The organism is Wolbachia endosymbiont (group A) of Bombylius major (assembly GCF_947251895.1).
Lineage (GTDB): Bacteria > Pseudomonadota > Alphaproteobacteria > Rickettsiales > Anaplasmataceae > Wolbachia > Wolbachia pipientis.
Genome location: NZ_OX366395.1, coordinates 1140684 through 1152167 on the forward strand (window position 1 = coordinate 1140684; position 11484 = coordinate 1152167).

An 11484-nucleotide genomic window follows, 5' to 3' on the forward strand; every position below is an offset into this window, starting at 1 on the left:
GTTTTATTTGAAATGGAAAGCAAGCTACGCGAAATAGTACTTGACACTGAAACGACAGGTCTTGACACTGAATCTGGTCATCGAATTATTGAAATAGGGTGTGTGGAATTAATTAATCGTATTCCAACAGGTAAAGTATTCCATCGGTACCTTAACCCAGAAAGAGATATACCTTATCACTCGTTTAAGATTCACGGTATTAGTGAAGAATTTTTAGAAGATAAACCATTATTTTCAGATGTTGCACTTGAATTTCTTGACTTTATATCTAATGATATTTTGGTAATTCACAACGCTGAATTTGATGTTAAGTTCCTGAACATGGAGTTAAGCAAGCTGAATGCTGGGTTAATTTCCTCAGATAGAGTGCTAGATACATTACCTCTTGCGAGGAAAAAATTCGCAGGATCACCTGCTTCTTTGAATGCATTATGTAAGCGTTTTGATATATCGCTAGAGAATAGAGAATTGCACGGAGCACTAGTTGATGCTCAATTGCTTGCAAAGGTATATGTTGAACTTACAGGAGGGTTACAAACCTTTCTGTTTGATAATGAATGCAATCAGGACAGTAACTCTACATTCGTTCAGCATAAAGTGCGTAATCTAACTCCCAGAGAACATTCACCAAATAGTGAAGAAATTGATGAACATAAAAAACTGTTAGACAAAATTAACAATACACTTTGGAATAAATATATTGAATAGATCAACCAATAAAGATACAATTTAATTTTACTGAGAGCACCCTAATGGTAAGGTTTATAAGATTATTATCTAATATGCTAGCAGCATTAGCAGTCGTTTTTTTAGGTTATTGTTATTTCACTAAAAAAGGCATATTTGCCCCAGCAGCGATTCACAACGCAGAAGTTAAGATAGGCGGAGATTTTTCTTTAATTAATCAGGACGGACAGACCCTGCACAGTAGTGATTTTAAAGATAAATACATGATGATTTTCTTTGGGTTTTCCTCATGCAAAAGAATTTGCCCTATGAACCTTGGAATAATTTCAGAAACACTTGCAAAGTTAGATGAGAAGACTAACAACAAGCTACAAACATTTTTTATCACAGTTGATCCTGAGCGCGATAGCACGGAAAGACTTAAAGAATTTCAACAGCAATTTGACCATAGAATACAAATGTTAACTGGTGAAAGAGAAAAAATAGACGAAGTAGTTGCGAAATACAAAGTATATGCAAGCAAAGTTGGTGGAGAAGAAGAAATCAACCATTCTTCGATAATATATCTTATTGGCCCTGGAGGAAAATACGTTACACACTTTGCAGCCGATTTAAATTCAGACGAAAGTCAATCTGATAAGATTTTGGCTGAGATCAGAAAATACGTAAACTAAATTATAGATTTTTCTGTTAATTAGTCGAGTGCGCAACTGCATGAGCGTTATAATTTAATCTCCACCTGGAAGACACATTGGAATGACACTATTTGCTGTCTTCAAAAATAAACATTCGTAAAGTTGTGCTTTTAATATGGGTTATCAGTTTAAAAATGTTGCTAACTAGTATATCTGAATGTAACATCAATCAACGTGTATAAATGAAGCAATCTAATGGAAAATAGTTATAATGCCGATGCAATAAAAATCTTAAGGGGTCTTGATGCTGTAAGGAAACGTCCAGGTATGTACATTGGTGACACTGACGATGGATCTGGCTTGCACCACATGGTATATGAGGTTGTTGACAACGCAATAGATGAGTCTTTAGCTGGATATTGTGATAAAATTGAAGTTAGTATAAATGCAGATGGTTCAGTATCTGTAACTGATAATGGTCGTGGCATTCCAACTGACATTCATGAAGAAGAAGGAATATCAGCAGCAGAGGTAATAATGACTCAACTCCATGCTGGTGGTAAATTTGACAGCAATACCTATAAGGTTTCTGGGGGATTACATGGTGTTGGAATCTCAGTTGTGAATGCATTATCAAGCTGGTTGGAATTAACTATTTGGCGCAATAAGAAAGAACACTTTATGCGTTTTGAAGATGGTGAGTCTATTGAACCTTTAAAGGTAGTCAACAAAAATACAAACAAAAGAGGAACTAAAGTCACGTTCATGCCATCAACAGAGACTTTTAATGGCATTAATTTCAGTTACTCAACGCTTGAAAGTCGTATAAGAGAATTAGCATTTTTAAATTCAAATATCGACATTACTTTACGTGATCTGCGCAATGAACCATATACAGAATCTCATTTCAATCAGAGCAATCAATCTAAAGACAATTTTGGTACAGCAAATTTTGTGCAGTATTTAGATAAGAATAAGACACATGTAACTAAAATTGCCAGTATGAAAGGAGATGCAGAAGATCTTGGCATCAGCTTGGAAATATCGATGGAATGGAATGATTCCTACTATGAGAATATGTTGTGTTTCACTAATAATATACGGCAACGAGATGGTGGTACGCATTTGGCAGGATTTAGATCTGCACTAACTAGATGTATCAATAACTATGCAACTAATGAAGGGTTTTTAAAGAAAGCAAAAGTAAATTTAACTGGAGAGGACGTTAGAGAAGGTTTAACTTGTGTTTTATCTCTCAAGATGCCTGACCCTAAGTTTTCTTCACAAACAAAAGATAAACTAGTTAGTTCTGAAGCACGTGCAGTTGTAGAAAGTATAGTTTCTGATAAATTGAGCACAATCCTTGAAACTGATCCCAAATTGGCGGCAAGCATAGTAGAAAGAGCAATTAGGTCAGCAAAAGGAAGAGAAGCCGCAAGAAAAGCACGAGAGCTAGTTAAAAGCAAAAATAATATTGATATTGCAACTCTGCCAGGAAAGCTTGCTGATTGCCAGGAAAAAGCCCCTGAGTTATCGGAATTATTTATAGTAGAGGGTAATTCAGCAGGTGGTACTGCAAAGCAGGGTCGTAATCGTAAAACACAAGCAGTGCTTGCCTTAAGAGGAAAAATTCTAAACGTAGAACGTGTAAGTTTAGATCGTATTTTTTCATCTGCAGAAATAGGCTCTTTAATTACTGCAATTGGTGCTGGAATAGGGAGTGAACACTTCGATATTGAAAAAGCTAGATATCATAAAATTATCATCATGACAGATGCAGATGTTGATGGTTCACATATAAGAACTTTGATTCTAACTTTCTTTTTTAGACACATGCGTGAAGTTATTGAAAAAGGCTACTTATACATAGCACAGCCACCCCTATATAAAGTTACAAAGAATGCTAAAGACACTTATATTAAAGATGACGAAACTTTTGAAGAGTATATAATAAACTCAGCAGTTAAAAGATTAACACTAAGTGGTACAGCTACAGAATTTAACGACTTGCGCCTTATTTTGAATAAATGCGTTAGCACTTCTAATATTAGCAAAAATTATGATAGAGAAATACCACAAAATCTCTTAGAGTCATTGCTAATTTTAAGTAAAAAGAATGCTCTATCATCGGCTGATGAGATATTAAAGTATTTGAAGTTAATGTACAGCGAATACACTTGGGAAGTGGAAATAAAAGATGAAGAAAAAGAAATTCACATCTCTAAATTATTTCAAGGATTGGCAGAAAAATATATATTTGCACTTAGTATGCTTGAAGGCAAAGATATGCAAAACATATTAAGTTTGCTTGATGGTATAAGTAATTTATTTAATGGTGATTCATTTTTAAAGTCACAAGAAACTGAAATAAGAATCACTTCTCCAAGTACGCTTGCAAAAATAATAATGGACTATGGTAAAAAAGGTTTAACTCTGCAGAGATTTAAAGGTCTTGGTGAAATGAATGCTGATCAGCTATGGGATACTACGTTAAATCCTGAGGCTAGAACTTTATTAAAGGTTGAAATAAAAGATTGTGAAGAAGCTGATTCCATATTTTCAATACTAATGGGTGATATAGTTGAACCACGCCGTGATTTTATTAATAGCAATGCACTCAACGTGCATGATGTTGATATTTGAACTTTTAGCAAAATGTACGAACGTTACGGGTTTAAGCAAAGACTGTGTCATTCAAGTAGCTGACACTGGTTCCTTTATAACGGTGTCATTCCAGTGCTTGACACTGGAATCCAGTTATTTGGATTTTGACTCTCATATAAAGACCAAGAGACTAGGCAGTATTTCTAAAGCTTATACAAAGCATAAAATGGGTTTACTGTTGCATAGTGCCTAGCAAAGACGGATTACCTTTAGGTCTATCTTCCCAACAATGTTGGGCGCGTTCTATTAGGGAAGAAGAAACGGCACAAGAAAAAGCAAACAGAAAATACCGTACCTCCATAGAAGAAAAAGAAAGTTATAAGTGGATAACAGCTCTCAAAGAAACTATAAACAACCTTCCTCCAAATGTACAACTTGTTACCCTTGGTGATAGGGAAGCAGACATCTTCAAATTTTTATGGGTGGCTGAGACGTTAGGTAGTTTTTATGTAATCCGCAATCGAGCTAATAGAAGATTTATCTGTACTGAAGTCGGAAAAACAGATTTGCAAACACGCATCATTCAACTGCCAGTAAAAAAGAAAATTTCTCTAGAAGTTACTAAAGGTGGAAACCAGAGATCAAGAAAAGCTAATATTGAAGTTAAGTATATGAAAGCCTATCAGATCTTCTTCCATTTATGGGTCAAAAGATACAATACATAAAATAATTCCCTGTATATGTGGTAAGTGCAAAAGCTCCTGATGGATTGGAAGCTGTCGACTGGACTCTACTAACTAATGTACCATACTTTAGATGCCATAGAAAAGATAAATTGGTATAAGCTAAGATGGAAAATTGAAGAGTATTTTAGGATTTTAAAATCAGGATGTAAGATAGAAAGCTCTCGCTTAGCTACAAAAGAAAGATTACAGAAGTTAATTGCTATAAAAAGTATAATCGCGTTTAAAATTTTATATTTGACAAAAGTGGCTTTATCAAATCCCATGGAAATTTGTACTAAAATTTTAAGCAACGAAGAGTGGAAGGTCCTTTACATGCGTGAGTATCGGGTAGCAACATTACCGGAAGAACCTCCAAACATAAAACAAGCTATTATTTGGTTAGGAAAATTGGGTGGATTTATGAATAGAAAAAGTGATAATTTACCAGGGTCTATGACTCTATGGCGGGGCTATGAAAACCTTAATGAGAGCATAGTTATGCTTCACATAATGACCTCTCAAAATTGTGGGTAAAAGTGAGGATTTAGATCAGGTGAATATGTTGGAAGATAAAGCAAATGACAGCCAAAAGACTCTATTAATGACTTTGTTTTGGGAGTTTGGGAATGTTCAAAAAAGTGTGTCAAACCGCATTTTTAATTCAACTCAATTTTCAATCTGCCAGGAAAGAAAATGTCAAGTTGAGATATAGTTAAAGCCCAATTAGGATAGTCCAATTTTGCTCTGCCTTTTTTATAGCACAATACACTTGTTTATACAAGCTGGTAAATGAGCCCTTAGTTTTAGTAAATTTTCTAATCTGTCTATGCAATCCCTCAATAGGATTGGTAGTATAAATTAGCCTCCTGACTGGGCCAGAATACTTGAAATAGCCGGATCCAATTATTCTGCCAGGATTTTATGACTAGTGGATATTTTTCTCCCCATTTTTCTTCCAACTCAAGCAGATAATTTTCAGCTATTTCTCTACTTGAAGCCTGATATACTTTTTTTAAATCACTCATAAAAATTTTTACATCTTTGCTAGATACATATTTCAGAGAATTGCGTATCTGATGCACCACACATAGCTGTACCTCCGCATTAGGAAACACACTGTTTATGGCTGTAGGAAAGCTTTTTAGCCCATCAACACAGGCAATTAGAATATCTTCTACTCCTCTTTCTTTTAGATCATTTAGTACTCCCAACCAGAAGTTAGCTCCTTCACTTTCAGCCAAATAAAAACCTAATACTTCTTTTCTGCCATTTTGGTCTATGCCCAATATATTGTACATACATTTACTTACACAATGTCCGTCCTCTTTGACCTTAAAAAACCATGAACACTATCGGATATACAGACTGCAGCGGGCGACTACGCCATTCGTTGATTACTGGTAGCAATTTGTCAGTAATACTTGATATCTCTGCCGCCGATATTTTGTGATCATAAATTTCCTCAACATGTGACGCTATATCTCTATAGCCCATACCACTGGCAAATGTGCTCAAAATCTTCGTTTCAAGCTCTGGTTTGTTTGCCTTTTTTTGACTATTTGGGGTTCAAAGCTTCCCTCCCTATCTCTAGGCGTCAAAAGCTCAAATGAACCTGCACTTGTCCGTAAAGTCTTTCCATTTCTCCCATTTCTTCGATTATTCTCTTCACTTTCAGCTAATAAGTGGTTTTCTATTTCACCTTCCAAACTTGCTTCCAGCAGCTTTTTTATAAATGGTGTTAATGCTCCCTCCCTTCCTGTCAACGGTCTTCCTTCTCGTATAGACGACAGGATATTTGTTTCCAACTCTTTATAATCTACCAATCCGTTAGTTCTGTTTACTACTTTCTGACTCATTGTCACACCTCCATTTTTTTATATCAATTTATTACTTTTTTTTCGGTTTGACACACTTTTTTGAACATTCCCAACGAAAAAAGAAAAACAAGGTTTAATTTTCTTTTTTATTTGCGATTCATCTATTAATTAACCGTGAAAGGTTACGTGTAATGCTCCTTCACATAATTATCAATAATTACCTTAAATTCTTCAGAGACATTATCACCTTGTAAAGTTTTGAAATATTTGCCGTCTTTGTAGACTGCTGAAACAGGTTTTTCTCCATATCCAGGCAAGCTGATTCCCAAATTTGCGTGTTTGCTTTCTCCAGGACCATTTACTATGCATCCCATAACAGCAATGCTCATATGCTCTACACCTGGATTTTTTTTCTTCCACATCGGCATATGAGTTTTTATATAGCCATTCACCTCTTCAGTTAATATACGAAAACGATTGCTACTCGTGCGCCCACAACCAGGACATGAATTAACCTGAGGGTTAAAGTGTCGCAAGCCTATAGACTGCAATATTTCCTGACACAACACCACTTCATTAGTACGCGATTCACCAGGACGTTGAGTCAAAGAAGCCCGTATTGTATCTCCAATGCCATTTTGCAATAAATAAGTAAGCCCTGCTGCGGTATTTACCACACCTTTATTGCCCATACCAGCCTCAGTTAAACCCAAATGCAGCGCATAATTGGAAGATTTTGCAAGTGCCATATAAACTAAAATTAAATCTTGTACTTTGCTAACTTTACATGAAATGATTATTTTGTTTGAATTTAGACCAATTTCTTCAGCTTTTTTTGCACTATCAAGAGCAGACATTACAAGTGCTTTGCGCAGTATAACGTCAGAAGGCCTTGAATTACTAAGCGAAGAGTTTTCATCCATCAATTTTTGCAAAAGGTATTTATCAAGACTACCCCAATTTACTCCAATTCTAACCGGAAGATTGTGCATTATTGCATACTCTATAACCCTTTCAAACTTCTCATCACGTTTGTCGCCAAAGCCTATATTGCCTGGGTTTATCCTAATTTTACCCAGCATTTTGATGTTGTCTGGATAATCTTGAACTAATTTATCTAGCTCATACTGACCACAGCCTACCAATATTTTACCGTCAAAACCTTCTTTATTTATCTCTTCTACTATATAAGGTATTGCCCTTGCTACTTCCTCTGAATTCAAGGCAATTCGCACCAATTCTGAACCTGTACGCGCTAGTTCTGTTATCTCTTTTGCATAATGTTTTGCGCTACTTTTTATATTATCAGAATCTATATGCACGCCAAGCGCCATAGATTGTACAACTATAGGATTATTTCCACCTATCTTTACTTTTCCAACTTCTACAACATGAGTTTTGTGCCTGGAAATCGGCAATAATTCATATGCATCATCATTCAATATCAGGTCTTTATCTAGCATATTATTAATGGCCAATATTGTGATACTATTTTACTGTGTCAGCTACACTGCCAAATGAACTTGAACCATTCAAACTATAAGCATCTACGTTATCCAAATTAGCAATAGAATCATGTGAGCACGTTCTTCTTGATGGAGTTTCTTTTATAGTGACATTTATAGGAGAAACTTTTTTTTCTCGTGTTGAAGTAACTTTCTTCTCTTCTTGTTGTTCACTTTCATGCTGCTTATTTTCATACTGGAAAACTGACTCTTGATCTATAAATACAGCACCCCTTAAACGTGCGATATTAATACCATGCTGATTTATCATAGTGCTCTCTTCATCGTCGACTATGCAAGCTTCCATGTCATTTGGCTCATTATCAAGACTAGCAATTTTTTTCTCTTTTAATTTTTTGATTAGATCTTCTTTATTTATAGCTCGATCTTGTAATTTTTTTTTCTTGAGCAATTCCCTACGCTTCTCATACAGTTTATATGACTCAGCAAAATCCTCATCTGTATGAAAGTTTGCACCACCAGGGTTACCAGGAGGTATGTATCTCTTACTGAGCTTAGATTTAGCTTCAGCACTATGCACAGTAAAAAAGCTAGAAACCAAAAACATTAATATAAATAAAATTTTAGAAAAAACCCTAAGCATATGGTGCTATAGTAAATATCGTGTTTTAAAAGATAGCAATTAACAAACTTTAAGTAAACCAGAATCTTTACTAACTTTACAATACAAATATTTTTCTAAAAAGTGATATGTTTACTACAAAAAAACCTACGCAGACTAAGAGAAGAGTAAGGTGTTACAAGTTGCGTAACACCTTTTCAAGAAAAGTGTTATGTGTAAAAGACAAGATTTAATCTGACAGAGAAGAATTAACTGACAGAAGAATTGACGTAGTCAAAACTAATATCAGGCTGTTGTTTAATGCTACTAATATTTTTCTGAAAAGCAATATGTTTACTGTCAAAAAACGTTTGCATAGGTGTTTTGCCATAGCAGTATTTGCCTGAGTGAGGCCTTGTCTCATTGTAAGAACGCAACCAATGATCAACATCGATCTGTAGATCCTCCAAAGAATAGTAGATTTTCTTTCTAAAGATAATATTGTAACACTCATCTTGCATAGTTCTATGGAATCTTTCACATATGCCATTAGTTTGTGGAGAGTTGGCTTTGGTTCTAGAATGATCGATATTTTCGATTCCTAAATATAGCTGATAAGCGTGATTTTCGGGCTTGCCACAATACTCCGTACCCCTATCAGTTAGAATGCGTAATAATGGAATTCTCTGCTCATCAAAAAATGGGATAACTCTATCGTTAAGAAGATCTGCAGCTGTAATAGCTGTTCTGTCCGTGTAAAGTTTAACCATTGCAACTCTGGAATAAGTATCAACAAAAGTTTGCTGATAAATGCGCCCTATGCCTTTGATATTGCCCACATAATAGGTATCTTGAGAACCCAAATAACCTGGATGTTGCGTCTCAATTTCACCATGAGCTTCCCTTTGTTCTTTCACTTTTTCTAAAGCTGCAAGTTGTTCTTCAGTTAAAATGATTCCGTCTTGAGCTACTTTTGCCTCCAGTGCTTTAAGTCTCTTTTTCAAAGTTTCAAGGTCATTTCTTAGCCATACAGATCTTACTCCTCCTTGGGAAATTATTATACCTCTTTTTCTCAGCTCATTTGCAGCTCTTTCTTGTCCATATGCAGGAAATTCTGTAGCTATGCCAATTATTGCTCTTTCTATATCTTCCGAAACTCTGTTTGCTAATAGCGGTTTTTTCTTACTTATTTCATGTAATGCTTCTTCTCCCCCATTTTCATATAACTCCTTGAATCGATAAAATGTATCTCTTGAGTATCCCATCACTTTGCACGCTTGAGACACATTTCCTAATTGTTTTGCTAGCTCTAGTAATCCTAGTTTTGGTTTTAGTATTTTTGTTTGTATTGTACTCATTTCTAACACTCCTTATTTTTATTATTCTTAACTTACTTTTTTAAAGTGTCATATCAAGTCCTGTTTAATACACATGCAATAACATTAGAGCATTTGCGAATGGGAGCGCTGAAGGGAATAATTTTAGATGCTGATGGGTCAGAATTATTAAATCTGTACAACGAATTTGAAATAACACCAAAAGTAGTAAATTTTGCCCTTGGAACAGCAACAACAGATGTCAAGCGTAAGTGTCTGGAAGTACTCCGGCATATAGAAGATAATCTAAGTGGTGAATATATGACCGGAATTCATGCCTTGGTAAGCCCTGAGTTTTTTGATGCATTAACTTCGCATAGTAAAGTGAAAGAAGCATATGAAAGATGGCAAGAAGGAGCAGCGCTAAGGAATGATATGAGATCAGGATTTACGTTTTGTGGAATCACGTTTGAGGAATATAGAGGGCAAGCAACTGATCCTGAAGGAACCGTAAGAAGGTTTATAGAAAGAGATACAGGACACTGTTTTCCAGTAGGAACAGCGAGCACATTTACAACATATTTTGCACCAGCAGATTTTAATGAAACAGTAAATACACTAGGACAGCCACTCTATGCAAAACAAGAGCCAAGAAGATTTGATAGAGGGACTGATTTGCATACGCAGTCAAACCCTCTGCCAATGTGCCACCGTCCAGCGATACTAGTCAAGATCGTTGCAACATAGGTAGAGCAAATATAAAGCGGTGTGAGGCAGAAGAATGCTTTACCTCTTCTTAGCATATAAATGTTAGTATATAGCGGAGAAACGTGCAAGAGAATATTAAGAGATTATTTAAAGATTGTTTTGCCCATTTAGGAGAAGTGGCTTTATATAAATCAAAGGATAAGTCATATATGGTACAGGTATTAAAGCAACAGCCAGATAAATTATACGAGATTGGTGAAGGACAATTTGTGGGAGAGATGCTTTTTCTTGAGGTAAGCATTTTTGATATACTGAGGCCAATTGTAGGAGATATTTTTGTTATAGGTGATTGCAAATACAAAATACACACACCACCACTTAGAGATAAATCTGGAATGGTCTGGCGAATCGAAGCGTATGGGGTGTAAAATGTCTGTTCATATAGAAGTTGAGGTAATAGAAAGTGTAAATGCTAAAAGAAAAAAAATAGAATTAGCAATAGTGAGAGCGTTAAACAGAACAGCACTATGGCTAAAATTGAAGACAGCAAAAGAAATTAGTGAGGAAAAGAAGATAAAATTAAGTTTGATAAGAAAGAGATTAAGAATTTTTAAGGCGAAAACTAGCAGATTAGAAGTGTTAATTAGAGCAAATCTCTATGACATTAGAGCATCGACAATTGGCAAGATACAAAAAACAAGAAGAGGATCGAAAGTAGGAAAGCATGAGTTTATAGGAGGATTTGCAGCAGTTATGCCAAAAGGAAATAGCGGTATGTTTAAACGTGAAGGAAGGGCAGCATTGCCAATAAAGGAAGTTAAGTTGCCACTGAAACCTGAGGCTTCAAGGATAATAGGGAATCTTGTTAATTATGAAGTTGAAAAGGTATTTGAAAAATATTTTATACATTACATGAGTTAAATTA

Annotated in this window: 10 protein-coding genes and 3 pseudogenes; 8 read left to right on the top strand and 5 right to left on the bottom strand. The window is 35.3% G+C overall.

Translation table 11 applies throughout. The features are described 5' to 3' along the window. Positions 1 to 12: 12 nt before the first annotated feature. The 5 genes from dnaQ to OPR49_RS05495 all read left to right on the top strand — a co-directional run bounded on the left by dnaQ (position 13) and on the right by OPR49_RS05495 (position 5185). Entirely contained in the window at positions 13 to 708 is a 696-nt protein-coding gene (gene dnaQ / locus OPR49_RS05475) for a DNA polymerase III subunit epsilon (RefSeq protein ID WP_064124802.1), read from the top strand. Positions 709 to 752: 44 nt separating this feature from the next. Further along, on the top strand, positions 753 to 1361 hold the full coding sequence (locus OPR49_RS05480; protein ID WP_265026883.1) for an SCO family protein: 609 nt from the start codon (positions 753 to 755) through the stop codon (positions 1359 to 1361). Between the two features lie 216 nt (positions 1362 to 1577). Continuing rightward, entirely contained in the window at positions 1578 to 3965 is a 2388-nt protein-coding gene (gene gyrB, locus OPR49_RS05485) for a DNA topoisomerase (ATP-hydrolyzing) subunit B (RefSeq protein ID WP_265026884.1), read from the top strand. 206 nt (positions 3966 to 4171) lie between these two features. Then, complete coding sequence (locus OPR49_RS05490; protein WP_265026885.1) at positions 4172 to 4651, top strand: hypothetical protein; 480 nt, start codon at positions 4172 to 4174, stop codon at positions 4649 to 4651. A 75-nt stretch (positions 4652 to 4726) separates the two neighbouring features. Beyond that, on the top strand, positions 4727 to 5185 hold the full coding sequence (locus OPR49_RS05495; RefSeq protein ID WP_265026886.1) for an IS4 family transposase: 459 nt from the start codon (positions 4727 to 4729) through the stop codon (positions 5183 to 5185). Positions 5186 to 5441: 256 nt separating this feature from the next. Here the strand turns inward: OPR49_RS05495 and OPR49_RS07650 are convergent. From OPR49_RS07650 to OPR49_RS05515, 5 genes and pseudogenes are all read right to left on the bottom strand, one after another. Further along, positions 5442 to 5949, bottom strand: a pseudogene (locus OPR49_RS07650) (IS256 family transposase); the annotation flags it as partial. 34 nt (positions 5950 to 5983) lie between these two features. Continuing rightward, a pseudogene (locus OPR49_RS07655) lies at positions 5984 to 6507 on the bottom strand (transposase). Between the two features lie 143 nt (positions 6508 to 6650). After that, positions 6651 to 7931 carry a flavodoxin-dependent (E)-4-hydroxy-3-methylbut-2-enyl-diphosphate synthase gene (gene ispG, locus OPR49_RS05505; protein WP_265026887.1) on the bottom strand — a complete coding sequence of 427 codons (1281 nt, stop codon included), beginning with the start codon at positions 7929 to 7931 and terminating at the stop codon, positions 6651 to 6653. A 25-nt stretch (positions 7932 to 7956) separates the two neighbouring features. Then, positions 7957 to 8577, bottom strand: coding sequence for a TRP75-related protein (locus OPR49_RS05510; RefSeq protein ID WP_070356736.1), 621 nt, complete (start codon positions 8575 to 8577; stop codon positions 7957 to 7959). A 227-nt stretch (positions 8578 to 8804) separates the two neighbouring features. After that, positions 8805 to 9893: an IS481 family transposase gene (locus tag OPR49_RS05515; RefSeq protein WP_265027486.1), complete on the bottom strand. Its 1089-nt coding sequence runs from the start codon at positions 9891 to 9893 to the stop codon at positions 8805 to 8807. A gap of 54 nt (positions 9894 to 9947) precedes the next feature. On the opposite strand from OPR49_RS05515, the pseudogene OPR49_RS05520 reads away from it, so the two are divergent. The 3 genes and pseudogenes from OPR49_RS05520 to OPR49_RS05530 form a co-directional block, all read left to right on the top strand. Beyond that, positions 9948 to 10598: pseudogene (locus OPR49_RS05520) on the top strand (major capsid protein); the annotation flags it as partial. A gap of 83 nt (positions 10599 to 10681) precedes the next feature. Beyond that, positions 10682 to 10987, top strand: coding sequence for a head-tail joining protein (locus OPR49_RS05525; protein WP_052265018.1), 306 nt, complete (start codon positions 10682 to 10684; stop codon positions 10985 to 10987). A gap of 1 nt (position 10988) precedes the next feature. Then, positions 10989 to 11480: a phage tail protein gene (locus tag OPR49_RS05530; RefSeq protein WP_065095516.1), complete on the top strand. Its 492-nt coding sequence runs from the start codon at positions 10989 to 10991 to the stop codon at positions 11478 to 11480. Positions 11481 to 11484: the final 4 nt, after the last annotated feature.

What these genes read in the sequence shown, in the direction of transcription:
- OPR49_RS05530 (WP_065095516.1), top strand. Translation starts at nt 10,989, where the DNA reads ATGTCTGTTCATATAGAAGTTGAGGTAATAGAAAGTGTAAATGCTAAA.
- OPR49_RS05515 (WP_265027486.1), bottom strand. Translation starts at nt 9,893, where the DNA reads ATGAGTACAATACAAACAAAAATACTAAAACCAAAACTAGGATTACTA.
- OPR49_RS05480 (WP_265026883.1), top strand. Translation starts at nt 753, where the DNA reads ATGGTAAGGTTTATAAGATTATTATCTAATATGCTAGCAGCATTAGCA.
- OPR49_RS05495 (WP_265026886.1), top strand. Translation starts at nt 4,727, where the DNA reads ATGTACCATACTTTAGATGCCATAGAAAAGATAAATTGGTATAAGCTA.
- ispG (WP_265026887.1), bottom strand. Translation starts at nt 7,931, where the DNA reads ATGCTAGATAAAGACCTGATATTGAATGATGATGCATATGAATTATTG.
- dnaQ (WP_064124802.1), top strand. Translation starts at nt 13, where the DNA reads ATGGAAAGCAAGCTACGCGAAATAGTACTTGACACTGAAACGACAGGT.
- gyrB (WP_265026884.1), top strand. Translation starts at nt 1,578, where the DNA reads ATGGAAAATAGTTATAATGCCGATGCAATAAAAATCTTAAGGGGTCTT.
- OPR49_RS05510 (WP_070356736.1), bottom strand. Translation starts at nt 8,577, where the DNA reads ATGCTTAGGGTTTTTTCTAAAATTTTATTTATATTAATGTTTTTGGTT.